This window comes from Serratia sp. OLAL2 (genome assembly GCF_002752475.1).
Classification (GTDB): Bacteria; Pseudomonadota; Gammaproteobacteria; order Enterobacterales; family Enterobacteriaceae; genus Serratia; species Serratia bockelmannii.
On sequence record NZ_MSTL01000006.1, the window covers coordinates 85942 to 112340 of the forward strand.

The 26399-nt window shown below is 64.1% G+C and carries 25 protein-coding genes; 21 read left to right on the forward strand and 4 right to left on the reverse strand.

What is annotated here, in order from left to right:
• Position 1: 1 nt before the first annotated feature.
• From citX to dhbA, 9 genes are all read left to right on the forward strand, one after another.
• Entirely contained in the window at positions 2-550 is a 549-nt protein-coding gene (gene citX / locus BVU99_RS06720) for a citrate lyase holo-[acyl-carrier protein] synthase (protein ID WP_033635185.1), read from the forward strand.
• A complete protein-coding gene (gene citG, locus BVU99_RS06725) occupies positions 531-1415 on the forward strand; it encodes a triphosphoribosyl-dephospho-CoA synthase CitG (protein WP_049208711.1) in 885 nt (294 codons plus the stop codon). Before citX ends, citG begins: the two co-directional genes overlap by 20 nt.
• 25 nt (positions 1416-1440) lie before the next feature.
• Positions 1441-2904 (forward strand): anion permease, encoded by a 1464-nt coding sequence (locus BVU99_RS06730; protein ID WP_004940821.1) that lies wholly within the window; start codon positions 1441-1443, stop codon positions 2902-2904.
• A gap of 146 nt (positions 2905-3050) precedes the next feature.
• Positions 3051-4280, forward strand: coding sequence for a bifunctional glucose-1-phosphatase/inositol phosphatase (gene agp / locus BVU99_RS06735; RefSeq protein WP_099817420.1), 1230 nt, complete (start codon positions 3051-3053; stop codon positions 4278-4280).
• Between the two features lie 119 nt (positions 4281-4399).
• Positions 4400-4690 (forward strand): nucleotidyltransferase family protein, encoded by a 291-nt coding sequence (locus tag BVU99_RS06740; RefSeq protein WP_049204986.1) that lies wholly within the window; start codon positions 4400-4402, stop codon positions 4688-4690.
• On the forward strand, positions 4687-5058 hold the full coding sequence (locus BVU99_RS06745; RefSeq protein ID WP_043143151.1) for a DUF86 domain-containing protein: 372 nt from the start codon (positions 4687-4689) through the stop codon (positions 5056-5058). Before BVU99_RS06740 ends, BVU99_RS06745 begins: the two co-directional genes overlap by 4 nt.
• A gap of 7 nt (positions 5059-5065) precedes the next feature.
• Entirely contained in the window at positions 5066-5785 is a 720-nt protein-coding gene (locus BVU99_RS06750; RefSeq protein ID WP_043143153.1) for a 4'-phosphopantetheinyl transferase superfamily protein, read from the forward strand.
• A 190-nt stretch (positions 5786-5975) separates the two neighbouring features.
• A complete protein-coding gene (locus BVU99_RS06755) occupies positions 5976-7166 on the forward strand; it encodes an isochorismate synthase MenF (RefSeq protein ID WP_025303453.1) in 1191 nt (396 codons plus the stop codon).
• 102 nt (positions 7167-7268) lie between these two features.
• Positions 7269-8027: a 2,3-dihydro-2,3-dihydroxybenzoate dehydrogenase gene (gene dhbA / locus BVU99_RS06760; RefSeq protein ID WP_025303452.1), complete on the forward strand. Its 759-nt coding sequence runs from the start codon at positions 7269-7271 to the stop codon at positions 8025-8027.
• A 1-nt stretch (position 8028) separates the two neighbouring features.
• On the opposite strand, the gene rarD is transcribed toward dhbA, so the two are convergent.
• Positions 8029-8907: an EamA family transporter RarD gene (rarD, locus tag BVU99_RS06765; RefSeq protein ID WP_099817421.1), complete on the reverse strand. Its 879-nt coding sequence runs from the start codon at positions 8905-8907 to the stop codon at positions 8029-8031.
• A gap of 139 nt (positions 8908-9046) precedes the next feature.
• Between rarD and alkB the strand changes: the two genes are divergently transcribed.
• Positions 9047-9694: a DNA oxidative demethylase AlkB gene (alkB, locus tag BVU99_RS06770; protein WP_099817435.1), complete on the forward strand. Its 648-nt coding sequence runs from the start codon at positions 9047-9049 to the stop codon at positions 9692-9694.
• Here the strand turns inward: alkB and BVU99_RS06775 are convergent.
• On the reverse strand, positions 9677-10612 hold the full coding sequence (locus BVU99_RS06775) for a LysR family transcriptional regulator (RefSeq protein ID WP_099817422.1): 936 nt from the start codon (positions 10610-10612) through the stop codon (positions 9677-9679). The genes alkB and BVU99_RS06775 overlap by 18 nt on opposite strands.
• A gap of 85 nt (positions 10613-10697) precedes the next feature.
• Here BVU99_RS06775 and BVU99_RS06780 point away from each other — a divergent pair, with 85 nt between their 5' ends.
• Positions 10698-11327 (forward strand): serine-tRNA(Ala) deacylase AlaX, encoded by a 630-nt coding sequence (locus BVU99_RS06780; protein ID WP_025303448.1) that lies wholly within the window; start codon positions 10698-10700, stop codon positions 11325-11327.
• A 15-nt stretch (positions 11328-11342) separates the two neighbouring features.
• Here BVU99_RS06780 and BVU99_RS06785 read toward each other — a convergent pair whose 3' ends face one another.
• On the reverse strand, positions 11343-11585 hold the full coding sequence (locus BVU99_RS06785; RefSeq protein WP_025303447.1) for a hypothetical protein: 243 nt from the start codon (positions 11583-11585) through the stop codon (positions 11343-11345).
• Between the two features lie 175 nt (positions 11586-11760).
• Here BVU99_RS06785 and BVU99_RS06790 point away from each other — a divergent pair, with 175 nt between their 5' ends.
• Genes BVU99_RS06790 through BVU99_RS06815 form a run of 6 tightly spaced genes read left to right on the forward strand, consistent with a single transcriptional unit; the run spans position 11761 to position 19049 of the window.
• Positions 11761-13386 carry a TIGR04028 family ABC transporter substrate-binding protein gene (locus BVU99_RS06790; protein ID WP_099817423.1) on the forward strand — a complete coding sequence of 542 codons (1626 nt, stop codon included), beginning with the start codon at positions 11761-11763 and terminating at the stop codon, positions 13384-13386.
• 9 nt (positions 13387-13395) lie between these two features.
• Entirely contained in the window at positions 13396-14340 is a 945-nt protein-coding gene (locus BVU99_RS06795) for an ABC transporter permease (protein WP_049208728.1), read from the forward strand.
• Positions 14337-15227 (forward strand): ABC transporter permease, encoded by an 891-nt coding sequence (locus tag BVU99_RS06800; protein ID WP_060447887.1) that lies wholly within the window; start codon positions 14337-14339, stop codon positions 15225-15227. The genes BVU99_RS06795 and BVU99_RS06800 overlap by 4 nt, the downstream gene beginning before the upstream one ends.
• Positions 15224-16882 carry an ABC transporter ATP-binding protein gene (locus BVU99_RS06805; RefSeq protein ID WP_049203573.1) on the forward strand — a complete coding sequence of 553 codons (1659 nt, stop codon included), beginning with the start codon at positions 15224-15226 and terminating at the stop codon, positions 16880-16882. Before BVU99_RS06800 ends, BVU99_RS06805 begins: the two co-directional genes overlap by 4 nt.
• Positions 16879-17922, forward strand: coding sequence for a putative FMN-dependent luciferase-like monooxygenase (locus tag BVU99_RS06810; protein ID WP_043143170.1), 1044 nt, complete (start codon positions 16879-16881; stop codon positions 17920-17922). The genes BVU99_RS06805 and BVU99_RS06810 overlap by 4 nt, the downstream gene beginning before the upstream one ends.
• The gene (locus tag BVU99_RS06815; protein ID WP_099817424.1) at positions 17919-19049 is read left to right on the forward strand and encodes an alkylhydroperoxidase domain protein; all 1131 of its coding nucleotides are present in this window, start codon (positions 17919-17921) and stop codon (positions 19047-19049) included. Before BVU99_RS06810 ends, BVU99_RS06815 begins: the two co-directional genes overlap by 4 nt.
• An 84-nt stretch (positions 19050-19133) precedes the next feature.
• Here BVU99_RS06815 and BVU99_RS06820 read toward each other — a convergent pair whose 3' ends face one another.
• A complete protein-coding gene (locus tag BVU99_RS06820) occupies positions 19134-21047 on the reverse strand; it encodes an aliphatic sulfonate ABC transporter substrate-binding protein (RefSeq protein ID WP_099817425.1) in 1914 nt (637 codons plus the stop codon).
• 277 nt (positions 21048-21324) lie between these two features.
• Between BVU99_RS06820 and ssuD the strand changes: the two genes are divergently transcribed.
• From ssuD to BVU99_RS06840, 4 genes are all read left to right on the forward strand, one after another.
• Positions 21325-22497 carry an FMNH2-dependent alkanesulfonate monooxygenase gene (ssuD, locus tag BVU99_RS06825; protein WP_025303425.1) on the forward strand — a complete coding sequence of 391 codons (1173 nt, stop codon included), beginning with the start codon at positions 21325-21327 and terminating at the stop codon, positions 22495-22497.
• Entirely contained in the window at positions 22497-23876 is a 1380-nt protein-coding gene (locus tag BVU99_RS06830) for an FAD-dependent oxidoreductase (RefSeq protein ID WP_099817426.1), read from the forward strand. The genes ssuD and BVU99_RS06830 overlap by 1 nt, the downstream gene beginning before the upstream one ends.
• Positions 23877-23960: 84 nt before the next feature.
• Positions 23961-25367, forward strand: a complete 1407-nt coding sequence (locus tag BVU99_RS06835) for an LLM class flavin-dependent oxidoreductase (protein WP_025303423.1) — start codon at positions 23961-23963, stop codon at positions 25365-25367.
• Positions 25368-25374: 7 nt separating this feature from the next.
• Positions 25375-26394, forward strand: a complete 1020-nt coding sequence (locus BVU99_RS06840; RefSeq protein WP_025303422.1) for a methionine ABC transporter ATP-binding protein — start codon at positions 25375-25377, stop codon at positions 26392-26394.
• Positions 26395-26399 lie beyond the last annotated feature (5 nt).

A 26399-nucleotide genomic window follows, 5' to 3' on the forward strand; every position in this document is an offset into this window, starting at 1 on the left:
GATGGCCGCCGTCGATCCCCAACTGGCCGCCGAACGCGCGGTCAGCCTGCCGGAGCTGCTCACCAGCCGCGAATGCCGCCAAGCGCGCCAGCAGGCGTGGCTGGCGCAGCACGAGTGCACGCTGCTGGTGCTGACGCTGGTGGTGCCCGGCCCGGTGAAGGACAGCGCGTTGACGCGCGGCATCTTCAACCTGGGGTGGGCGGCGCTGCTGCGGCTGTGCGCCGAACAGGGTTGGCCCAGCCCGCAGGCCGAGGCGCTGGCGCTCGCCACCGGTTGCGAAGGGTTTGTGGCTCTGCGCGCCGATGCCCAGCGGGTGAAAGACTGCGCCATGCAGCTGGAGGTGAGCCGCCCGATCGGCCGACTGTGGGATATCGACGTGCTGGATACGCAGGGGCGCATTTTGTCGCGCCGCGACATCGGCCTGCCGGAACGGCGCTGCCTGTTGTGCGGCCAACCGGCCAAGATCTGCGCCCGCCAGCGGCGGCATAGCAGCGAGCAGCTGCTGCATGAAATGGAAAGGATGTTCAACGATGCGATCTCTGCCGATTAATCCACCCGCCCGTCACACCGAGCCGGCCTGCGGCTTCGCCCGCGCCGCTTTCCGCGCGCTGCTGGTGGAGGTCAACCTCACGCCCAAACCGGGGCTGGTGGATCGCCATAACACCGGCGCTCACCGCGACATGGATCTTGGGCATTTCTACCGCAGCGCCCGCGCCATCGGCGTGTGGCTGCCGCGCTTTATCCAACGCGGACGGGAAGACGCGGCTTTGCCGGCAGAGCAGCAGCTGGCGCGGCTGCGGCCGCTCGGCATGGCCTGCGAAAACCAGATGTTTCGCGCCACCGGCGGCATTAACACCCACAAGGGCAGCGTGTTCTCACTCGGGTTGCTGTGCACCGCCTTCGGCCGCCTGCAGCAGCAAGGGCAAGCCATCGGCGCGGAGGCGCTGTGCGCCGAGGTGGCGGCGATGTGCAGGGGGCTGGTGGAGCGTGAGCTGCGGCGCAACAACGCCGGGCAGACCGCCGGCCAGCGGCTGTTCGCCGCGCACGGGCTGAGCGGCGCACGCGGCGAGGCGGAGTCCGGTTTTCGGTTGGTGCTTGACGGCGCGCTGCCGCTGTATCGGCAACGGCTGGCCGCCGATGGCGACGAACAGCGGGCGCTGCTGGACAGCCTGCTGTGGCTGATGGCCCACAACGACGACACCAACGTCGCCTCGCGCGGCGGCCTGCACGGGCTGCGCTGGCTGCGGCGCCGGGCGGCCTGGCTGCTGGCGCAGGGCGGCTCGGCCGGGGAGGCGGGCCTGGCGCGCCTGCAACGCTTCGATGCCGACTGCATCGCCCGTAACCTCAGCCCCGGCGGCAGCGCCGACCTGTTGATAGTGACCTGGCTGCTGGCGCAGCTGGGTGCCCAAGAATAATAACCAAGCCTTCAGGAGAGTCCCTATGTCCCAAACCCAGGAAAAGATCTGGAAAGCGATAGCGCCGCTGGCGGTGCTCGCGATCCTGTTATTGATACCGGTGCCCGACGGCATGCCGCCGCAGGCGTGGCACTACTTCGCCATCTTCGTGGCGATGATCGTCGGCATGATTCTGGAGCCGATCCCGGCCACCGCCATCAGCTTTATCGCGGTGACCGTCAGCGTGCTCAGCGCCAACTGGGTGCTGTTCGGCGCGCAGGAGCTGGCGGAACCGGGCTTCAAGGCCGGTAAAGAGGCGCTGAAATGGGGGCTGGCGGGCTTCTCCAGCACCACCGTCTGGCTGGTGTTCGGCGCTTTTATCTTCGCGCTGGGCTACGAGGCCACCGGGCTGGGGCGGCGCATCGCGCTGTTCCTGGTGAAGTTCATGGGCAAGCGCACGCTGACGCTGGGCTATGCGGTGGTGATCATCGATATCCTGCTGGCGCCGTTCACGCCGTCCAACACCGCGCGCACCGGCGGCACGGTGTTCCCGGTGGTGAAAAACCTGCCGCCGCTGTTCGATTCTTTCCCTAACGACCCCTCCTCGCGCCGCATCGGCGGTTACCTGATGTGGATGATGGTGGTCGGCACCAGCATCAGCTCCTCGATGTTCGTCACCGGCGCCGCGCCGAACGTTTTGGGCATCGAGTTCGTCGGCAAGATTGCCGGGGTGCACATCAGCTGGATGCAGTGGTTCCTGGCGTTCCTGCCGGTCGGCCTGCTGCTGCTGATCATCGCGCCGCTGATCTCCTACTACCTGTACAAACCGGGTGTGACCCACAGCAGCGAAGTGGCCGCCTGGGCGGATACCGCGCTGGGGGAAATGGGCAAGCTGACGCGCAAGGAGTACACCCTGATCGGCCTGGTGCTGCTCAGCCTGTGTCTGTGGGTGTTCGGCGGCAAAATGCTGGACGCCACCGCGGTATGCCTGCTGGCGGTGTCGCTGATGCTGGCGCTGCACGTGGTGTCGTGGAAAGAGATCACCAAATACTCCAGCGCCTGGAACACGCTGGTTAACCTGGCGACGCTGGTGGTGATGGCCAACGGCCTAACGCGCTCCGGCTTTATCGACTGGTTCGCCCAGACCATGAGCACCCACCTGGACGGCTTCTCGCCGAACATGACGGTGGTGGCGCTGGTGCTGGTGTTCTACTTCGCCCACTATCTGTTCGCCAGCCTGTCGGCGCATACCGCCACCATGCTGCCGGTGATCCTGGCGGTCGGCAAAGGGCTGCCGGGCGTGCCGATGGAACAGCTGTCGATGCTGCTGGTGCTGTCGATCGGTATCATGGGCGTGCTGACGCCGTACGCCACCGGGCCGGGGGTGATCATCTACGGCTGTGGTTACGTGAAATCGAAAGACTACTGGCGCCTGGGCGGCATTCTCGGCGTGGTGTACATCGCCGCGCTGCTGCTGATCGGCTGGCCGATCATGAGCCTGTGGTACTGAGTTGAAGCCACGCGGCCACCGCCCGGTGGCCGCGGTTACGATCCTTTCCCGTGAACCCTGTCACACACTTGTCACACTAACCCCGCCATCATACGCAGGCAAACGCTAACACCTTAAAAATAATCATTTTCCGGGAGCCTCTGCGGATGAGAAAAAAAACGTTATTGCTGTGCCTGCCTTTGTTATTCACCGGGAATGCGCTGGCGGACGCCGGCGGTTATCAACTGGAGCAGGTGCTGGTGATGAGCCGCCATAACCTGCGCGCGCCGCTGGCCAACAACGGCAGCGTGTTGGCGCAGTCCACGCCGAAGGCTTGGCCGGCCTGGGAAACGCCGGGCGGCCAGCTGACCACCAAGGGCGGGGTGCTGGAAGTGTATATGGGGCACTACTTCAACGCCTGGCTGAAGCAGACCGGCCTGTTGCCGCAAGAGGGCTGCCCGACCGCCGGCAGCGTGTACGTCTACGCCAACAGCCTGCAGCGCACGGTGGCCACCGCGCAGTTCTTCAGCAACGGTGCGTTCCCTGGCTGCGACGTCAGCGTGCACCATCAGGACAAGATGGGCGAGATGGATCCGACCTTCAACCCGATCATCACTGACACCAGCGAAGCCTTCAACCAGCAGGCGCTGGCGGCGATGAACGCCGCGCTGGGATCGCTGAAGCTGGACGCCTCTTACCAACAGCTGGCGAAGATCATCGACTACAAGGATTCCGCCGCCTGCAAGACCGACAAACACTGTGACCTGACCAAAGAAGCCAGCGTGATGAGCGCGGTGCCGGGCAAAGAGCCGGGCGTCTCCGGCCCGCTGCGGGTGGGCAACTCGCTGGTGGACGCCTTTATGCTGCAGTATTACGAAGGTTTCCCGATGAAAGAGGTGGCCTGGGGCAAAATCGCCACCCCGCATCAGTGGAAGCAGCTGGCGCAGTTGAAAGACGGCTATCAGGATTCGCTGTTCACCTCGCCGGTGGTGGCGCAAAACGTCGCCAAACCGCTGCTGACCTACATCAACAACGCGCTGCTGGGCGAGCGCAAACCGGACGCGCCGAAGTTGACGGTGCTGGTCGGCCACGACTCCAATATCGCCTCGCTGCTGTCGGCCATGCAGTTCCAGCCGTATCAGCTGCCGCAGCAGTACGAGAAAACGCCGATCGGCGGCAAACTGGTGTTCCAGCGCTGGCGCGACGCGCAGAGCGACCGTGAATTGCTGAAGATTGAGTACGTCTATCAGTCCACCGAACAGCTGCGCAAGGCGACGCCGCTGACGCTGCAAACCCCTCCGCAGCGCGTGACGCTGGCGCTGAAAGGCTGCCCGATCGACAAAGACGGCTTCTGTGCCTGGAGCGATTTCGAAAAGACCATGAAAGGCATCTTGTAATGCCCGGCCTCTCTTCCGATCGCGGGGGAGAGGCATAGGCGCGGCTGCCGGGGGATTGTGCTTGAATCCCCTCAACCGATCACCTAGCATTTCGTTAGGTGTAACGGGGAGAGAAAACCATGCGACCATCCATTGTTCTTGCAGAACATCGCCAGGCGATCCGAAAAACGGTTGGGCTGTTCCCTGCGGCCAATCCGCGGATTTTCGGCTCGGTGCTGCATGGCACCGATCGGGAGGGCAGTGATTTGGATCTGTTGGTCGATGCGTTGCCGGGTGCCACGTTGTTTGATCTGGGAGGGCTGCAGTCGGAACTGGAAGCGCTGCTGGGCATTCAGGTGGATCTGCTGACGCCGCTCGATTTGCCGCCGACCTTTCGTCAGCAGGTTTTGGCGGAGGCCCAACCGGTATGAAAGATGCGCGGTTGGTCGATTATCTGAGCCACATGCAACAGGCGGCGCAGGATGCCTGTGATTTCGTTGATGGCTTGGCGGCGGCAGATTTTATCGAAGATAAACGCACTCAGCAGGCGGTCATTATGAGCCTGATTATTATCGGTGAAGCCGTGACGAAAATCATGGATGGCAGCCCCGCGTTTACGCAACGCCATCCTGAAATCCCCTGGCGAAACATGCGCGGCATGCGTAATCGCATTGCGCACGGTTATTTTGATATCAACCTTGAAGTGGTCTGGGCGACGGTGCAAACGGCGTTGCCGGAACTGCTTACACAGCTGTTGGCGGTACGCCAGGATGCTGAGAAGTTAAACGACGGTGATTAAGCTTTCTTTGGACAGTGACTCTGGTTCCTGCCGGAGCCCCACTTTTATCCGCAATATCGAATTTTTCACGCCGGACGGCTATCCGGGCCAGGTCGCGCGCTGCCATTTTGCGCTGGCGGAGTATCGCGACGAGAGTTTTCCCGAGGCGGGCTTTGCGCTGCCGGACCACCTGGCGCGCGCGGTGCCGAAACGCCGTGCGGAGTATCTGGCCGGGCGTGTTCTGGCGCGGCAACTGTTGGCGCCGCTCGGTTTTGCCGATTTCACCCTGGCGCGCGGCGAAGATCGCGCGCCGCAGTGGCCGCCGGGCATCGCCGGGGCGCTGAGCCATAATTCGCATACCGCGCTGTGTGCCGTACACCCTGAGCGCGGGCTGGGCGGCGTTGGGCTGGATGTGGAGACGCTGCTCTCCGACGTGCGGGCGGAGGAGCTGTGGGGGGCGATCGTTTCGGCGGGGGAGCGCGAGGCGTTACTGCGCGAGGCGCTGCCGTTCAACGAACTGCTGACGCTAACGTTTTCCGCCAAAGAGAGCCTGTTCAAGGCGCTTTATCCGCAGGTGCGCTGTTACTTCGATTTTCTCGATGCGCGCATGGTCGCCGTGGATACGCAGCGGCAGACGTTTGTATTAGCGTTGCTTAAGACCTTGACGCCAAATTGCCCCGCCGGCCGCCGGTTTAACGGGCGTTTTTGGCGTGAAGGTGACGATGTCACGACTTTTATTTTTTGCTAAAACATAATAATAACAGTGTGTTATTTCTTGCGGCGCCGTAACGCGGATGTGCCGCGGCGGGCGGAAAGATTCATTCATCGGAGATTGACCCACGGTGGGGTTCCGGTGTAGTTTATTCTCCTTTTTATAGCTAATGATAATTATTCGCATAAACATTATCATTGGTAAGGCGCAACAAAGGAGTGGTCTTGTGGCGACACTGACGACAGAAAACCAAACCTTCCCCGGGTTTGTGTACGCCGAACAATCGACCTTTTTGTACCGGTCCGAATTCCGGTCCCTCTCCGCCGACGGCGTGTTTGAGCGTATCGAAACGCCGGCGTTCGGCGGCGAGCAGGAAGGCAGCGCGCTGGCGCAGCATATTCGCCAGGCGCTGGCGCGCGCCAAAGCCGCCGGCCAAGAGACGCCGGTGGTGGTGGGCGCCATTCCGTTCGATACGCGCCGGCCTTCCTGCCTGTACGTGCCTGAAAACTGCCAGTTTGTCGCCAACGACAGCTTTACCCGCGCCGCGCGCCCGATGCTGCAACAGCCGCATCGCCTGGCCGCCTGCACCAGCATTCCGGACGAACCGCGCTTCAAGCACGCGGTGGCGGAAGCGGTCAGCCGCTTTAAACAGGGCAAGCTGGACAAGGCGGTGCTGTCGCGCATCCTCGACATCGAGCTGGAGCAGCCGGTGGCGGGTCACCAGATCCTCAATAACCTGATGGTGCAGAACCCGACCGGTTATCACTTTTCCCTGCCGTTGGCCGATGGCGGCGTGCTGATCGGCGCCAGCCCGGAGCTGCTGATCCGCAAGCAGGGCGGCGAGATCCACACCAACCCGCTGGCGGGTTCGGCGCGCCGTCAGGACGATCCGCAGCAGGATCGCCTCGGCAGCGAGCGCCTGATGCGCTCGACCAAAGACAAATACGAACACAAGCTGGTGATCGACGACATCCGTCGGCACCTGGCACCGCTGTGCGCCAGCCTGAGCGTGCCCAGCGGCCCGTCGTTGCTCAGTACCGGCACCATGTGGCATTTGTCCACCCGCATTCGCGGCGAGCTGCTGAACCCGAATCTCAACGTGATGCAGTTGGCCTGTCTGCTGCATCCGACGCCGGCGCTGTGCGGCTTCCCGACCGAGAGCGCCCGCCAACTGATCGCCGATCTGGAACCGTACGATCGCGGCCTGTTCAGCGGCATCGTCGGCTGGTGCGACGCCAACGGCGACGGCGAGTGGGCGATCGTCATCCGCAGCGGCCTGCTGCGCGGCAACCGGGTGCGGCTGTTCGCCGGCGCGGGTATCGTCGCCGCCTCGACGCCGCAGTCCGAGTGGCTGGAAACCGCCGCCAAACTGGGCACCATGCTTAACGCTTTCGGCCTGAACAGCGGCGCGCTGTAGGGCCACTTTGCGGCGCAGCGCGCGCCGCATCCTATCCTTTTCGCAGGAGACAACGATGAACAACAACATGACCCGGCTGTGCGCCCGGATGGCGGTGTGCGCATGAGCATTCAGATGGATTTCACCGGCAAACGCGTGTGGGTGACCGGCGCGGCGCGCGGCATCGGCGAGCAGATCGCCCGGCATTTTTTAACGCAGGGTGCCGAGGTGGTGGGGTTTGACCGCGAGTTTGCCAATCCGGATCTGCCTTACCCTTGCGTGACGCTGGACATCAGCCGGCCGGAGCAGGTGGAGGCGGTGTGCCGCCAACAGCTGGCGGAGAACCCGCAACTGGACGTGTTGGTCAACGCCGCCGGCATTCTGCGCATGGGCAATACCGAAGATCTGAGCGTGGATGACTGGCACCAGTGCATCAACGTCAATGCCTCGGGGGCGTTTTACCTGTTCCGCGCCGTGCTGCCGCACTTTAAGGCGCAGCGCAGCGGGGCGATCGTCAGCATCGGCTCCAACGCCGCGCACGTACCGCGCGCGCAGATGGCGGCCTACTGCGCCTCCAAGGCGGCGCTGACTAGCCTGAACCACTGCGTGGGGCTGGAAATGGCGCCGTTCGGCGTGCGGTGCAATCTGGTGTCGCCGGGCTCGACCGACACGCCGATGCAGCGCGGCATGTGGCAGACCGACGATGCGCAGCAACGCACCATCGCCGGCTTCCCCGAGATGTTCAAGCTGGGGATCCCGCTGGGCAAAATCGCCCGTCCGGACGAGATCGCCAACGCGGTGTTGTTCCTGGCCTCCGACCTGGCCAGCCACATCACCATGCAGGACATCGTGATCGACGGCGGCGCGACGCTGGCCGCCTGAGTCAGACCCGCTGGCGGCGCAGCAGGTGCTGCGCGCCTTCCGCCGCCAGCAGCAGCACCGCCAGCCAGATCGCCAGATAGGTTGGCCATTCGCTTTGGCTGATGCTCTCGCCGAGCAGCAGCGCGACGATCACCAGCAGCACCGGCTCCACATAGCTCAGCAGGCCGAACAGGCTGAACGGCAGCAGGCGGCTGGCGATGATGTAACACACCAGCGCCACGGCGCTGATGACGCCGAGCAGCGGAATGCGCCAATACAGCTCGGCATTGATCGACAGCGCCGCCGCGCCGCCGTCGCCGAAGGCGAACCAGGCCGCCGCCGGCAGCATCAGCGCCAGTTCGCACCACAGCCCGCCGAGATTGTCGGTGCCGAAACGCCGCCGCAAAATAAAGTAGAGCGGATAGCCCAGCGCCACCACCAGCGTCGGCCATGAGACGCCGCCCGCCTGATACAGCTCATTGCCTACCCCCACCATGGCGCACGCCACCGCCAGCGTTTGCAGCAGCGACAGCCGATCGCGGTAGATCAAACGGCCCGCCAGCACCATGGTCAGCGGCAGCAGAAAATAGCCGAGCGATACGTCGAGCGCCTTGCCGTGCAGTGGCGCCCACAGGAACAGCCACAGCTGCACCCCCAGCAGCGCCGAGGTGAGCAGGAGGCCCAGCAGGCGCTGCGGCCGTTGGCCGATCCAGGCCAGCGTGTCGCCCACTTTGCGCCAATCGCCGGACAGCGCCATGAACAGCGTCAGGAACGGCAGCGTCAGCAGCGTGCGCCAGCCGTAGACCTGCTCGCCGTTCAGCGGGGTGAGGGTAGAGGTGAAGTAATACATCGCGCCGAACAAGATGGAGGCGACGACCGAAAGAGTAATACCCTTAATCACACGCATTCCTGGTGAGTGATTGATTTTATGGCGGCTACTGTAGAGAAATTTGTCGCCAACGACAATGGCGTTGCCGGGCGCTGGACAATCGGCGGCGGCGGGTTACAATGACTACTGTGTATTCATACAGGGCATGGCGATGACAATCGATCTTTTTGAAGACGCGCTGCCGCCGCCGTGGCGCGAAGAGATCGCCCCCGGCGCGGTGGTGATGCACGGTTTTGTGCGCGATCACGGGCCGGAACTGCTGGCGGCGGTGCAGGGCGTGGTGGCCCAGGTGCCGTGGCAGCACTTGACCACGCCCGGCGGGCACGTGATGTCGGTGGCGATGAGCTGGTGCGGCAACGGCTGGACCAGCGACAGCCGCGGCTACCGCTATTCGGAACGCGATGCACGCAGCGGCAAACGCTGGCCGCCGATCCCGCCGATCCTGATGGCGCTGGCGGACGAAGCCGCGCAGCAGGCGGGCTTTGGCCCCTTCGTGCCGGATTCCTGTTTGATGAACCGTTACGATCCGGGCAGCAAGCTGTCGCTGCATCAGGATAAAGACGAACACGACTTCGGTGCGCCGATCGTCTCGGTGTCGCTCGGGCTGCCGGCGGTATTTCAGTTCGGCGGGCTGCAACGCAGCGACCGGGCGCGGCGCATCCCATTGGCGCACGGCGACGTGGTGGTGTGGGGCGGCCCATCGCGGCTCTGTTTTCACGGCATTTTGCCGGTCAAAGAAGGCTACCACTCGCTGGTGGGGCCGCACCGCATCAACATCACGCTACGCAAGGCGCTTTAGCTGCGGCTCCTGCGCCAGGCTGGCGACGAGATAGTCGATAAACACCCGCAGTTTGGGCGGCAGATACTGGTTGGGCGCGTAAAGCAACCACAGGCCGCCGTGATAGCTGCTGAGGAAATCCCATTCCGGCAACACCTGCACGATCTCGCCGTCGTCGAGCGCCTGGCGGGCGGTAAAGTACGGCAGGCTGCCGATGCCGATATGCCGTTTCACCGCGTCCAGCCGCACGCCGGTGTGGTTGGCGGCGTAGCGGCCGCGCACGTTGACCGTCACCGTTTTGCCGCTGCGGCGGAACTTCCATTGCGCATCGCTCGGCGTCTCTCCCAGATAGATGCAGCTGTGCGCCGCCAGATCGTGCGGGTGCTGCGGCGTGCCGTGCTGCGCCAGGTAGTGCGGCGTGGCGCACAGCAGATGGTCTATTCTCATCAACTGGCGGCCGATCAACCCGGGCGACGGGCGATCGGTAATGCGCAGCGCCAGATCGACCCGATCGTCGATCAAATCCATGTAGCGATCTTCCAGCCGCAGCCTCACGTCCACCTTTGGGTAGCGGCGCAGGAACTCCGGCATGTGCGGATGCAGCACGAAGCGGCCCACCGCTTTGGGTACGCTGACGCTGACCAGCCCTTCGGGCTCCACGGCGCCGCGCCCGCCGATCGCCATGACCGCGTCGGCCGCCGCCAGCAGGGTGCGGCAGTGCGCAAACGCCTCTTCGCCGTTTTCGCTCAGCCGCAGTTTGCGGGTGGTGCGGTGCAGCAGCTGCAGCGCCAGCGCCTGCTCGAGCTTCGCCACGCTGCGGCTGACGGCGGAAGGCGAAGTGCCCAGCTTGCGGGCGGCGGCGGAAAAACTGCCGCTCTCTACCACCTGAACGAAAATGGCCATTTCGGGCAACAGCGCGTAAGAAAGATTTGTGCTCATGACGCAAAGGTCCATTGTGATGGCGGCGGATTATGCTCCGATTATGACATAAATATAATGGCTCTTCGAACCGAGGAGAAAAATGATGACCGAACGACGTTATTACTACAGCGACGATTTACAGGGCCAGGCACGGGTGTTGAGCTGCGCGCCGGCCGAGGCGGGCGCTTACGCCGTGGAGCTGGACGCCACGCTGTTCCACCCGCAGGGCGGCGGCCAGCCGTCCGATGTGGGAGCGTTAGACGGCGTCGCCGTGCTACGGGTGCAGCAGCAGGGGGATTCCGTGGTGCACTTTACCGCCGCGCCGCTGCCGATCGGGCCGGTCACGATGCAAATCGATGAAGCGCAGCGTCGGCTGCACGCCCGTTGGCACTCCGGCGGGCATCTGATCGGCTGGCTGGGCGAAACCCGGGGGTGGCGGCCGGTCAAGGCGCATCATTGGCCGGGGGAAGGGCGCATCACTTTCGCGCCGGGACCGGATGCGCAGACGATAGAAGCGGACTTTTTGCAGGCGGAGCTGACGCGCTTGATAGCCGCCGATTTACCGCGCCGCCAGCAGGCGGTGGACGGTTTGCGCCAGATCGGTTTCGGCGAGCTGCCCGCCTACGGCTGTGGCGGCACCCATGTCGCCGCGCTGGGCGAGGTGGGCGCGATCGCGATCACCGGCATAAAGATGAAGAAAGGGCAGTTGAATGTGCAGTATGAGCTGGGTTGAATAAGGGAGAGCGGCTCAACGCCCGGCCTGCCGCAGCTGGGTGCAGAATGCGCATTGACATCCCGCTACCGGCACTGCCGCGCAGCTGCCGATGTTCACCGGCTGGGCGTCCATGGCGTGAAAGCCGTAAAACAGATTTTCGATGTTTTGTTCCGCCGCGCGCGCCTGTTCCGGGCGCGGTTCGGGCACTTTTGACTGAAACGCCGCGGCCTTGCCGGCCAACAGGCTGAGAAACAGCAGCGACAGCTGGATTTTCATCGTCGTCTTCCTTTGGCTGAGATTTTGATACTTTATAACAAAATGCATTCGTCGCCAAGCGACGCGTCTTGTGCGATTTATACCATTGGTTAGCGAAATTAGTTCGTTCAATTCCCCGCCGATTTGGTTTGTTATCTAACCCATAACTTTCAGAAATAATATGGGTGCGGCGCGAATGTTTAAGTTTTCTTTCAAGGCATTAACCGGTGGAATAGCGGTGGCGTTAGGAGGGGCGGCGGCGATGAGCCCGGCGTTGGCGGCGGTGCAGGGCGGCACGCTGATCTACCTCGAACAGCAGGTGCACACCAATCTTTATCCGCCTTCCGGTGGGTTTTATCCCAACGGCGGTATTCTCAATCAGATCACCGATAAGCTGACTTACCAGAACCCCAAGACGCTGGAAATTGAACCCTGGATCGCCGAGTCCTGGAGCAGCAACGCCGACAAAACCGAATATACCTTCAAGCTGCGCCCCGGCGTGACTTTCTCCGACGGCACGCCACTGGACGCCAACGCGGTGGCGAAGAACTTCGACACCTACGGGCTGGGCAACAAGGATAAACGCCTGCCGGTTTCCGAGGTAATCAATAACTACCAGCGCAGCGAAGTGGTGGATCCGCTGACGGTTAAATTCTACTTCACGCGGTCGTCGCCGGGTTTCCTGCAGGGCACCGCCACTATTGGCTCCGGGCTGGTATCGCTCGGCACGTTGAACCGCAGCTACGACGAACTGGGCGATGCGCGCCATATCATCGGTTCCGGTCCGTTTGTGGTCAGCGGCGAAACGCTGGGGCGTGAGGTCGAGCTCAGCGCCCGCAAGGATTATGACTGGGGGCCGGCCAAATCGCCCCAACAAGGGCGAGCTAATCTGGACGGCATCAAGGTGATCGTCACCGGTGAGGACAGCGTGCGCATCGGTGCGCTGCAGGCCGGGCAGGCGGATTTTATCCGCCAGATCCAGGCCTATGACGAGAAGCAAACGCAGGATCAGGGCTTTATCATTTATGCCGCACCGACGCGCGGCGTCAACGACAGCATCGCTTTCCGGCCGGATAACCCGCTGGTGGCCGATCTGCGCGTGCGTCAGGCGCTGCTGCATGCCACCGACAGCAAACAGATCGTCGATACGCTGTTCTCCGCCAACTACCCGCAGGCCAAATCGGTGATCGCCTCCTCGGCCGCCGGCTTTGTCGATCTGTCCGACAAGCTGAAATTTGACCCGCAGCAGGCTAACCGGCTGTTGGATGAAGCGGGTTGGAAAAAGGGCGGCGACGGGCTGCGGGAAAAGGACGGCAAGAAGCTGGTGCTGACGGTGTATGAATCGTTGCCGCAGCCGCAGAACAAGGCGGTGTTGCAGCTGGTTTCGCAGCAGTGGGGGAAGGTCGGCGCGCGGCTGAACATTCTGGCGGGCGACGCCGGCAGCCGGGTGGCGGATAATCTCGACCCACAGAAAACCCCGGCGACGGTGGTGGAGGTGGGGCGCGCCGATCCGGACGTGATCAAAAGTCAGTTTTATCCAACCAATCGCGATGGGCTGCTGCAGAAGGGCGGTACCAGCAGCAACAGCAATTTTAGCGATGACAAGCTGAACGCCCTGCTGCTCGGCATTGCCTCCGAGGTTGACGCGCAAAAGCGCCTGCAGACAGCCGGTGAGGCGCAAAACTACCTGATTGACCAGGCCTACGTGATCCCGTTTTTTGAGGAGCCGCAGGTGTTCGCCGGCGCGCCTTATTTGAAGGGGGTGAGCTTCGAAGCGGTCGGCCGCCCGAGCTTCTATGGCGCCTGGTTAGAGAAACATTAAGGGGGCGCAATGAAGCGATATCTGGCGGGGCGCATCGGGCAGGCGGCATTGGTGCTGTGGGCGGCCTTTACCCTGTCGTTCCTCCTGCTGCAGGTGCTGCCGGGCGATGCGATCCTGATCAAATTCCAGAACCCGGACATGGGGCTGAGCCCGGCGCAGATCGCCGACATGCGCGCGGCCTATGGCGCGGATGTCCCCTTGTGGCGGCAGTATCTGCATACCCTGGGCAGCGTGCTGCATGGCGATTTGGGCTTCTCAATGCAGGCCGGGGTGCCGGTTACCGCGCTGCTGGCGGCTAATCTGCCCGCCACGCTGCAGTTGGCGGTACTGGGCTTTGCGGTGGCGTTGCTGCTGGCGCTGATTATCGCTTTTGCTTCCAACCTGACCGGCTTCGGCTGGCTGCGTTCGGCGCTGCAGATGCTGCCGTCGCTGTTCGTTTCAGTGCCCACCTTTTGGCTGGGCATTGTGCTGATTCAGCTCTTTTCGTTCCGCCTGAAGCTGATCCCGATCATTAACCCCGGCGAGTGGCAGGGGTTGATTTTGCCGATCGCGACGCTGGCGCTGCCGATCTCTGCGCCGTTGGCGCAAATTCTGATCCGCAGCATCGATGCGGTGCAAACCCAGCCGTTCGTCGCGGTGGCGCGGGCCAAGGGCGCCAGCCGCAGCGGGGTGCTATGGCGGCATGTGGCGCGCAACGCCATGCTGCCGGCGCTGACCATCGCCGGCATGTTGTTCGGCGAACTGATCGCCGGGGCGCTGATCACCGAAACCGTGTTTGGCCGCAGCGGCCTGGGGCAATTGACCCAGCAAGCGGTGGTCAACCAGGACGTGGCGGTGCTGCAGGCGATAGTGCTGATCTCGGCCACCGCTTTCGTCATCATCAATTTGCTGGTGGATCTGCTGTTCCCACTGCTGGATCCGCGGCTGAAAACCCAGGCAGGAGCATCCCTATGAGCAGTATCTCCTTTGAAAAAGCCACGGTTCCTGAGCGCGATCTGTCCGGCGCTGAAAGTGAAGGCGCGCTGCCCGCCAGTCGCCCCAGCCGCCGCCGTGTCCCCCTGACGCTTTTTCTGGCCTGGGCGGTCATTGCGCTGGTGGTGCTGTGGGCGTTGGCGCCGCAGCTGTTTACCGCCTACAGCGGCACCGAAGGCATTGCCGGCGCGCAGCGGCTGGCGCCCGGCGGTGACCATTGGCTTGGCACCGATCAGCTGGGACGCGACCTGTATGCGCGCATGGTGTACGGCGCGTCGCAAACCCTGGCCGGCGCGGTAGTGGCGGTGGCGCTGGGGTTGGTGTTCGGCACCGCGCTCGGCCTGATCGCCGGTGCGTTGGGCGGCGTGGCGGACGACGCGGTGATGCGCGTCGTCGATGTGCTGTTGTCGATCCCCGGCCTGCTGCTGTCGCTGAGCATTATCATCCTGCTTGGTTTCGGTACGGTCAACGCCGCCATCGCGGTGGGTGTCACTTCAGTTGCCAACTTTGCCCGTCTGGCACGGGCGGAAGTGGTGCGAGTGCGGCACAGCGATTACGTTGAAGCGGCCTACGGCAGCGGCGGTAGCTTTTGGGCGGTGCTGTGGCGGCATATCCTGCCGAACTCGCTGACTTCGGTGATCGCCTTCTCGGCGCTGCAGTTCGGCAGCGCGATCCTGGCGATCGCCACCCTGAGTTTCCTCGGTTACGGCACTCCGCCGCCAACCCCGGAATGGGGGCTGCTGATCGCCGAAGGGCGCAACTACATTTCCACCGCCTGGTGGCTGACCACCTTCCCGGGCATTGTGGTAGTGGCGGTAGTGTTGGCGGCTAACCACATCAGCCGTTCGCTGGGAGGAAAAGCGCGATGAGCATGCAAGCGGCATGGCAACGGGCGGCGCGGCCGCCGGTACTGGCGCTGGACAAGGTTTCCATCGCTTATGAGGGCAACGAAGGCAGGCGAAGGGTGGTGCATGAGGTGTCGTTCACGATTGAGCCGGGCGAGGTGGTGGCGCTGGTTGGCGAATCCGGTTCCGGCAAAACCACCACGGCGCAGGCGATCATCGGCTTGCTGGCCGACAACGGCCACCTTGAACAGGGCACCATCCGGCTGCACGGTACCGATATCGCCGGCTGGTCATCGCGGCGGCTGGATGCGGTGAGAGGGGCGCAAATCAGCCTGATCCCGCAAGATCCCGCCAGCTCGCTCAACCCGGTAAAAACCATCGGCGAGCAGGTGGCGGAGATCGTCAATATTCACCGCCGGTTGCCGCGCGCGCAGGTACAACAGCGGGTGACGGAACTGTTGACTCGCGTCGGGCTGACGCACCCGGAACTGCGGGCGCGCCAGTTTCCGCATCAACTTTCCGGCGGCATGAAGCAGCGGGTATTGATCGCCATCGCTATTGCGCTGCAGCCGGCGTTGATCATTGCCGACGAACCGAGCAGCGCGCTGGACGTGACGGTGCAAAAACGCATTCTCGATCTGATCGACGAGCTGCGGCGCGAATCTGGCACTGCAGTGTTGCTGGTGACGCACGATTTGGGCGTGGCGGCGGAACGCGCCGATCGACTGCTGGTGTTCCGCCACGGCCGGGTGCAGGAACAGGGGGCTACCGCGGAGGTGCTGCGCGCGCCTGCCAGCGCATACACCCGCAAACTGTTTGCCGATGTGCCTTCATTGAGCGGCGCCGTTGCGCCGCCGCCGAAACGCAGCGGGCAGCCGCCGGCGATCGTGGTTCAGGCGCTGGTGAAGGATTTTCGGCTGTCCGGCGGCCAGGGGTTCCGCGCGCTGGATAGTGTGTCGTTTAGCGTGCCGCGCGGCACCACCCATGCGTTGGTAGGAGAGTCCGGGTCGGGCAAAAGCACGCTGGCGCGTTGCCTGCTGGGCTTCGAGCGGCCGGATGCCGGGCAGATCCTGATCGACGGCGTCAACGTTATCGGTCTCAGGGGCGAAGCGCTGCGTCAGTTTCGGCAGCGCATTCAGCTGGTTTATCAGAATCCGTTCAGCTCGCTCGATCCCAAACAGACTCTCTATCGGGTGATTGAAGAACCGCTGCTGAATTTCGCGCCGATCGGCAAACCGGAGCGCGATCGGCGGGTGCGTGAGTTGTTCGAACGGGTTGCGCTGCCGCCCGATTTGCTGAACCGCAGGCCGCACGAGTTGTCCGGCGGCCAGCGTCAGCGGGTGGCGATTGCCCGCGCGCTGGTGCTGCAACCGCGAATATTGGTATTGGATGAGGCCACGTCGGCGCTCGACGTCACGGTGCAGGCGCAGATCCTGCATTTGTTGCAAGAGTTGCAGCAGGAGCGGGACCTGACCTACCTGTTTATTTCTCACGATCTGGCGACGGTGCGGCGGATTTCGCACAGCGTTTCGGTATTGCACCGCGGTGAACGGGTGGACGGCGGCGCCACCGCCGAGCTGTTCGCCATGCCGGGGAGCGATTACACCCGTCAATTGATCGCCGCCATTCCCGGCCGCGCATCGCATGCCGGACAGCCAAAATTTGAGGAGGCGATATGAGCGGAAAAAGACTCGGTTTCTTCACCCGATTGCTGGATCAGGGCAGCGCGCAGGAGCGCTACCGGCTGGCGATCGAACAGATCGTGCACGCCGAACGAGCCGGGTTCGACACCGCTTGGGTGGCGCAGCACCACTTTCATGCTGATGAGGGTGGTCTGCCATCACCGCTGGTGTTTTTGGCGCAGGCGGCGGCACGCACCCGCCGTATCCGGCTGGGCACCGGGGTGATCACGTTGCCGATGGAGTCGGCGCTGCGGGTGGCGGAAGACACTGCGGTGCTGGATCTGTTGTCCGACGGCAGACTGGAGGTGGGCGTGGCCGGCGGCGGCACGCCGTCTTCTTTCGCCGCTTTCGGTCTCGACGCCGGTCAGCGCAACACGGCATTCGCCGAGAATTTGCGCACGTTGCTGAGTGCCTGGCGCGCAGAGGCGTTGGGCGGCGAAGACAACCGGCTGTACCCGGCGGCGCCGCAGCTGGCGCAACGTGTCTGGCAGGCCACGTTCTCGGTGGAAGGGGGGGAACGGGCAGGCCGCGCCGGTGACGGCCTGATGCTGTCGCGCACGCAGCCGCGCCCCGCGGACGCGCCTGACCTGCCGCTGGACGAACTGCAGAATCCGATCATTGACGCTTATCTGGCGGCGCTGCCGCCAGGGGTGGCACCGCGCATCATGGGGTCGCGCACCGCGTTTGTCAGCGAGAACGGCCAGCAGGCGCGCGACTTCGCCACGGCCGGGTTGAGCCGTGGGCTGGAGCGTATGCGCGCCAGCGGCCACCGGTTGGCCGATACGTCGCTCGACGGCCTGATCCGCGCTTTCGACGTGCACTTGGGCACGCCAGATCAGGTGATAGCCTCGTTACAACGGGACAGCGCGCTGGCGCGCGTCACCGATCTGGCGTTTCAGGTGCACTCTATCGATCCACCGCACGCCCATATTCTGCGTTCTATCGATCTTATCGCCCGCCACGTGGCCCCTGAACTGGGCTGGCGGCGCGGCACGCCTGCCGCTGCTTATGAATATCACGTTGAGGAAAAGCTATGACGACATTATCGCACCAGGTCGATCTGCTGGCCGAACTGGCCGAACTGGCCGAACTGGCCGAGATTGCGCCGGATTCCACGCTGGCGCAGGCCAGAGCCACCCGTCAGGCGGCGACCGATGCCGTTCAGTCCAGCTATCTGGCGCTGTTTGCGCCTGCGGACGCCGGCGATTTTCCGCTGGCGCAGCGGCTGCGCTTGGCTCAGCGCATCAGTGAATGGCACGGCGAGCCGCGCTTGGCCGCGCACTACGCTGCTCTGCTGGAACGTCAGGGCGACGCGCCGGAAGACGAGCGGCTGCCGGTGGCGTTGGCGCATGCAGAACGTTTGGCGTTTCAACCGGCCAACGCCAACGCCCAGCACTTGCAGGCGCTGCGGCAGGCCGGCTGGTCGCTGGACGCCATCGTCACATTGTCGCAGTTAATCGCCTTTGTCAGTTTCCAAAGCCGCTTGCTGCGGGGCTACCGGCTGTTGGGCGGCAAGACGGACGACGCTGCGGCGCATCAGCCGGTAACGGCCGGCCGCTGGCGTACGGAGCGCACGACGCGAGGCGGCCGTCACGCGCTGCCGGCGTTTACCCGGCAAGAACTGGGGTGGGAGCCGTGGATCGCCGCCAAACCGTTGGCGGAATTCGATGACGCCGGCCGGGCGTTGCTAGAGCGGTTTGGCCACGCCGATTCCGATTACTTCCGCCTGTTGGCGCGCAACCATCCGGTGCTGGAACAACGCACGCTGGCGGACCGGGCGATTTTTTATACCTCCGGCGGGTTGGCGCGGCAGGATCGCGAGCTGGCGGCAACGGTCGCCAGCAAGGTGAACGGCTGCATCTACTGCGCCTCGGTGCATGCGCGCAAGGCGGCGCAGCTGTCGAAGCGCGAAGCCGAGATAGATCGGTTGCTGGCGGTGGCGCCGGGCGGCGCGTTGAGCCAGGGGCAGGATGACGCCTGGCAAGCGCAGATAACCTTTGCCGCCGCACTATCCGCAACGCCGCCGCAGGCCGACGCCGGGCAGCTGGCGGCGTTGCGCGCTCAGGGCCTGGATGAGCTGGCGCTGTTGGATTTGGTGCAGGCGACGGCGTTTTTTGCCTGGGCCAACCGGTTGATGTTGACGCTGGGCGAACCTTATCTCTGATCCCTGCCATCTTTCAGGTGGCGGCATTGTCGGCTGCAACCTGGAATCCACCGGACATCTGGCGTTGGCGCTTTCGGCAGGGGATCACATCGGCCAAACCGCCTCGCGCACGGCGATCGCTCTGGGCAGCAGCCCGAGGGCGTAGAAGCGGTCGGCGATGCTTTGCTGCTGGCGGATCACCTGTAAATCCATGGCGCGAACCTCGTGGCTGCGGCGCGACAGCGCGAGTTCCAGTGAGGCGCTCGCCAGCCCCAGTTCGTTGGAAAGGTGAAGAGCGGCTTCTCTCGGCTGCGCGGCGATGTAGCGGCCGGTGTGCTGCAGCGCCTGCATCAGCGGCCGCAACAGATCGTCCGAACGCTCGGCGAAGCCGCGGCGCGCCAGGTAGAATTGCTGATTGAGCACCCGCTGGGTGCCGTCGGCGATCACGCGCAGTTCCCCGTTGCGCTGCGCGTCGCTGAGCAGCGGATCCCACATCATCCAGGCGTCTACCGCCTGCAGGTCGGTCGCCGACAGCGGATACTTCGGCGGCGCGTAGACGATACGCACGTCGTTCAACGTCAATCCCTGTTCGTCCAGCATCTGCAGCAATAAATAGTGCACGTTGGAGCCTTTGTTGAGCGCGATGCGTTTGCCGCGCAGATCGGCGGCGCTGCGTATTGGGCTGTCTTGCGGCACCACCATCGCCACGCTCTGCGGCGCAGGCGGCTCAAAACCGACGTACACCAGCGCATTGCCCTGTGCCTGGGCGAAGATCGGCGGCACTTCGCCGGTGGTGCCGAAGTCTATCTCATCGCCGTCGAGCGCGTGCAGCAGCTGCGGCCCGGCGGGAAACTCGCTCCACAACACGCTGATGCGCTGTGTGGCGAAGAGCTGTTCCAGGCTTTGCCGCGCCTTGAGCACCCCGAGGTTGCCGAACTTTTGATAGCCGATGCGCAGTTCGCGTTCGGGCAGAGACGCTGCGGCGATGGCCGGTGAATGTGCGGGTGCGCCGGCGCTGCGACGGCGCGGTTTGATCAGACCAAGATGTGCCAAATGGGTGCGCAGGGTATTGCGGCTGACGCCAAGCAACGACGCCGCTTGCAGCTGGTTGCCGCCGCTGCTTTCGAAGGCGTTGCGCACCAGCGCATCCAGCACCCGTTGGTAAAGCTGTGCGCTGTCGCCTTGCAACTGCCGCTGCACAAAGCGGTCGATGGCGTCGTCGCTGCCGCCGTCGTTATCCGTCAGGCGATGGGTGAGCTGCAGTTGCTGCGGTGCGATCGCCCCCTCCTGGCTCAGCAAGACCGCATTATGCAGCGTGTTCTCCAGCTCGCGCACGTTGCCAGGCCAAGGGTAGTCCAGCAGCGCCTGCTGCGCTTCCGCCGTCAACCGCGGCAGTGGCCGTTCCAGACGGCGGGCGTACAGCGCAAGAAAATGTCTGGCCAGCACCGGAATATCCTCCGGCCGCTGGCGCAAGGGCGGTAAAGTCACCGCCGCCACGTTCAGGCGGTAATAGAGATCTTCACGGAACCGCCGTTGGCGAATCGCGCCGGCCAGATCGACGTGAGTGGCGGCGATGACCCGCACATCGATCTTCAGCGGTTTGCGCGAACCGACGCGGGTGATCTCCCGTTCCTGCAGCACGCGCAGCAGCTTGACCTGCAGCGACAGGTTCAACTCGCCGATCTCGTCCAGCAGCAGGGTGCCGCCTTCCGCCGCTTCGAACCAGCCCTGATGAGTGCCGACGGCGCCGGTGAAGGCGCCTTTCTCATGGCCGAACAGTTCGGCTTCCGCCAGGCTTTCCGTCAGCGCGCCGCAGTTGACCGCCAGGAAAGGTTGATGGCGGCGCGCGCTGTGGTGGTGCAGATAGCGCGCCACCACTTCTTTGCCGGTGCCGGTTTCACCGACGATCAGCACGGTGGCGTCGGTGGGAGCCAGCCGATCGAGCACGCTTTGCAGAGCGAGCGACGCCGGATCGATCAGCACCGGCTTGTCGGCGGCGAACGGTTGGGGATCGTACATGGGCGTCTCCTGTCTACGACGATGGGAAAAAAATCTTATCCCAGCCAATGGGCAGCCGCGAGAGGATAAAAGGCGCACGGTGCTGCATTGGCAACAGCTTTCCGCCGCTGCCTGCTGCCAATGCAGCAGTGTTTTGACGTCGATATTTCATCAATATATTGATATGTATTGGTTTTTTAAAATCTGCAATGTGGCATGCATCCTGCTTTTCTTTTTATAACCAAGCAAGGTTTTTCTATCGATAAATACTGAAAATAGTTATATAGGAAAGGCATAAATGACTGAGTCAGTGAAAGATCGCATCAACGTTTTCTGGTTTCTGCCGACCCACGGCGACGGCCGCTATCTGGGCACGGTGCAGGGCGGGCGCCCGGTGGACCTGCCTTATTTGCAGCAGGTGGCGCTGGCTGCCGACAACCTCGGCTATTATGGCGTGCTGATCCCAACCGGTAAAAGCTGCGAGGATTCCTGGCTGGTGGCGGCGGCGCTGGCGCCGATCACCCGCCGGTTGCGCTATCTGGTGGCGGTGCGCCCCGGCCTGCAGCCGCCGAGCCTGGCGGCGCGCATGGCGGCGACGCTGGATCGGCTGTCGGACGGACGCCTGCTGATCAACGTGGTGACCGGCGGCGATCCGGTGGAAAACAAAGGGGATGGCATCTTCCTCAGCCATGCCGAACGTTACGAAGTGACACAGGAATTTCTCACGGTGTATCAACGGCTGCTGCAAGGGGAGAAGGTGGATTTCAGCGGTAAGCATATTCGCGTCGAAGGCGCCGAATTGCTGTTCCCGCCGGTGCAGGAAAACGGCCCGCCGCTCTATTTCGGCGGCTCATCGCCGGAAGCGATCGACATCGCCGCTGGGCAGATCGACACCTACCTGACCTGGGGCGAGCCGCTGGCTCAGGTGGCGGAAAAGCTGGCGGTGGTGCGCCAGCGCGCCGAGCGGCAGGGGCGTAAACTCAGCTATGGCATTCGCCTGCACGTTATCGTGCGCGAAACTGAAGACGAAGCCTGGGCGGCGGCCGAGCGACTGATCGCGCATCTGGATGACGACACCATCGCGGCGGCGCAGCAGATCTTTGCGCGCATGGACTCCACCGGCCAGCGCCGCATGAGCGAGCTGCACGGCGGCTCGCGCGAGAGTCTGCGCATCGGCCCCAACCTGTGGGCCGGCGTCGGCCTGGTGCGCGGTGGCGCCGGCACCGCATTGGTGGGCAATCCGCAGCAGGTGGCGGCGCGCATACGTGAGTATCAGGCGCTGGGCATCGACAATTTCATCCTTTCCGGCTATCCGCATCTGGAAGAAGCTCACCGCTTCGCCGAGCTGGTGATGCCGCTGCTGCCGCTGGCGCAGTCGGCTCATCAGACGGCTCGCACGATCAATACCGGCCCGTTTGGCGAAACCATCGGCGGCGATCGTCGTCCCGGCCCGGCGCAGCGGGAGGGCTGATGGCGAAGCGTGCCCATATTATCGTTATCGGCGGTGGTTTCACCGGCGCGGCGCTGGCGATCCAGCTGGCGCGCGGAGCGGTGGATGTCACGGTGATCGAACCGCGCGCCGCGCCGGGCTATGGCGTGGCGTATTCGACCACCGAGCCGACCCACCGCATCAACGTCCCGGCCGATAGGATGCAGCTGGCGGATGAGCCCGCGGGGGATTTTGACCGCTGGTTCCGTCAGGGCGGCGGGCTGACGGCCGATCCGCAGGCGCTATGGCGCGACGGTAAGGCCTATCCGCAGCGCGGCGCCTTCGGCCGCTATGTCGAGGAGCGTTTTCATCAGGCGGCGCAGTCGGGCCAGGCCCGCTTGCGGCACCTGCGCGATCGGGCGCAGTACCTGCAGCCGCAGGCGCAGGGCGCGTCCGTCATCACCGCCGGCGGCGAACGGCTGTGGGGCGATTATGTGGTGTTGGCGACCAGCCATCCGCCGCCCGCGCTGCCGCGGCAGATCGCCCCAGAACTGGCGCGCGACGCGCGGTTAATCGCCAATCCCTGGGCGGAGGGGGCTCTGGATGAGATTGAACCCGATGAATCGTTGGCGATCGTCGGCAGCGGGCTGACGATGGCCGATGCGGTGGCGGCGTTGTACCGCCGCGGGCATCGTGGGCCGATTACCGCGTTCTCTCGTCATGGCTTGTTGCCGCGTGCCAATGCCGAAGGGGAGTACCCGACGTGGTCGTTTACCCCGCCATCCGGACTGCGTGACGGGGTGCGGCAGGTGCGCCTTGAGGTGGCGCGCGCCGCTGGGCAACGGGTGCCGTGGCAGGCGGTGTTGGACGAGGTGCGCGCCCAGGGCCAGCGTCTGTGGCAAGCATTGACGCCGACCGAACAGCAGCGCTTTCTGCGGCATCTGCGCGCCTATTGGGACGTGCACCGCTATCGCATTGCGCCGCAGGTGAGCACGTTGCTGGCGGAGCAACAGGCGGCGGGCACGCTGCAGGTATTGGCCGCTCGTTTGCGGCGGGCAGAACCCACGCCGCAGGGCGTGCGTTTGACGATTCTGCCGCGCCAGGGCGCAGAGCGGGCGCTGCAGGCGCAGCGGCTGCTGATCGCTACGGGTCCGGCCCATGCCGGCCTGATCGCCGCCAGCCCGTTGCTCAGCTCGCTGGCGGAGCAGGGGGCGCTGCGCGCCGATCCGCTGGGATTGGGGCTGTGGGTCAATGCCGACAGCCAGGCGATCGGCGGCGACGGCCTTGCCAACCCGCGCCTGCTGGTGGCCGGCCCGGCGGCGCGCGGCCGCTTCGGCGAACTGATGGGGCTGCCGCAGGTGGCGGAACACGCCCAAAGCGTCGCGCAATACCTGCTGGTGCGATGTCCGGCTGCAAACTGATCGTCCATTCCCGTTTTTAACACCCTAAGACCCCCCATCCGGCCCGGCTCCGCCCGTGGCCGGCAGATAATTGTGGAGCTCGCTATGTCATCGCAACGTGAAATTCGTCTTAACGCTTTTGATATGAACTGCGTCGGCCATCAGTCGCCGGGGCTGTGGGCGCACCCGCGCGACCGTTCCTGGCAGTATAAGGATCTCGAATATTGGACCGATCTGGCGCGCCTGCTGGAACGCGGCAAGTTCGATGGATTGTTTATCGCCGACGTGCTGGGGATTTACGACGTGCTTAACGGCAGCGGCGACGCGGCGATCCGCCAGGCGACGCAGGTGCCGGTTAACGATCCGCTGGCGCTGGTGACGCCGATGGCGCTGGTTACCGAACATCTCGGCTTCGGGTTGACCGCCTCGCTGTCATTCGAGCACCCTTATCCTTTCGCCCGCAGATTGTCGACGCTTGATCACCTGACCAAGGGGCGTATCGGTTGGAATATCGTCACTTCTTACCTGGAGAGCGGCGCGCGCAATATTGGCCACCGGGCGCAGACCGATCACGATGCGCGCTACGACTACGCCGATGAATACCTACAGGTGGTTTACAAGCTGCTGGAGGGCAGTTGGGAAGACGGCGCGATTTTGCGCGATCGTCAGCGGCGCATCTTCAGCGATCCGGCGAAAATTCATCCGATCAACCACAAAGGCGAGTTCTTCCAGGTGCCGGGCATTCACCTGAGCGAGCCTTCGCCGCAGCGCACGCCAGTGTTGTATCAGGCCGGCGCTTCCAGCCGTGGCAAGCAATTTGCCGCGGAGCACGCCGAATGCGTGTTTGTCGCCTCTCCTTCGAAAACCTTGCTGAAAAAAACCGTGGCCGATATCCGCCGCCGCGCCGCCGAGGCCGGGCGCGACCCGCGCAGCATCCTGATCTTCAACCTGCAGACGGTGATCGTCGGTGAAACTGACCGGCAGGCGCAGGAAAAATGGCGGGAATACAAATCCTATACCAGCTACGAAGGCGCGCTGGCGCTGGTGTCCGGCTGGACCGGCATCGATTTCGGTCAGTATCAGCCGGATCAGGTGCTGAAGCATCTGCACACCAATGCCATTCAGTCGGCGGTGGAAACTTTCTCCAGCGCCGATCCCAGCCGTGAATGGACCGTACAGGGCATCGCCGAATGGGTCGGCATCGGCGGTTTCGGCCCGCTGTTGGTGGGCGGCCCGCAAACCGTGGCCGACGAACTGCAGGCGTGGGTGGAGGAAACGGATGTTGACGGTTTCAATTTGGCCTACGCCGTTACCCATGAAACCTTCACCGACGTGGTGGAACTGCTTATCCCCGAGCTGCAAAAACGCGGAGTGTACAAGCGCGACTACACAGCGGGCACTCTGCGAGAAAAATTGTTCAATCAGGGGCCGCGCCTGGCAGAGCCGCACCCGGCGGTGGGCTACCGCTGGCCGGCCGGCGCGCTCTTGGCCGATGCACTGAGCGTCAAGTGAGGATGCGATGATAGAGATTGAAGGATTGCACAAGGCTTACCGCGCGCCGGACGGGCGACGGATTGAGGTGCTGAAGGGCGTTTCGCTGCAGGTGCCGGCCGGATCGATTACCGCCGTGGTCGGCCCCAGCGGGGCGGGCAAATCGACGCTGGCGAAATGCATCAGCCTGCTGGAGCGGCCGAGCAGCGGCAGTATCCGGGTGAACGGCCAGGACTTGTCGCGGCTTGCGGGCGAGGCGCTGCGCAGGGAGCGGCGGGCGATAGGCACGGTGTTCCAGTCTTCCGCGCTGCTGCAGCGTAAAACCGCCTGGCAGAATGTGGCGCTGCCGTTGACCTATCTGGGCGTGGTGCCGCGCGATATCGACAAGCGGGTAAAGAGCCTGCTGGCAGCGGTAGGGTTGGCGGACAAGGCGGCGTTTTACCCGGCTCAACTGTCCGGCGGCCAGCGCCAAAGGGTCGGCATCGCCCGCGCGCTGGCGCTGAATCCGTCGGTGCTGCTGGCGGATGAGGCCACCTCCGGGCTGGATCCGGACGCCACCGGGGCCATTCTCAGCCTGCTTAAACAGCTGCGCGATCGGTATGGCCTGTCGATCATCCTGATCACCCACGAGATGGATGCGGTGCGCGACGCCGCCGACGCGGTGGCCGAGATCCGCGACGGCGTGATTGTGCAGCAAGGGCCGGTGCGCGAGCTGTTGGCGGCGCCCGATTCCTCGCTGGGCCGCCAGCTGTTCCCGCTGAAGACGCTGGCGTCCGACGCCGCGTTGCGGCTGCAGGTGACCTATTCCGCCCGTCAGCCGGCGGCCACCGACTGGATCAGCCGCATCAGCCGCCAACTCGACCTGCAGATCGATCTGCTGGGCGGCCACGTTGAAGTGGTGGGCGGCAGCCTGGCCGGGCGGTTAGAGATTGCGGTGCGTTTTGGCGGCGGTTCGCGTTCGGTGGCTGAACTGCAGGGCGAGCTGCGGCGGTTGGGCATTCTCGCCGAGGTGCTGAAACAGCCGGCGGCCTTGCAGGAGGCGGTATGAAAAAT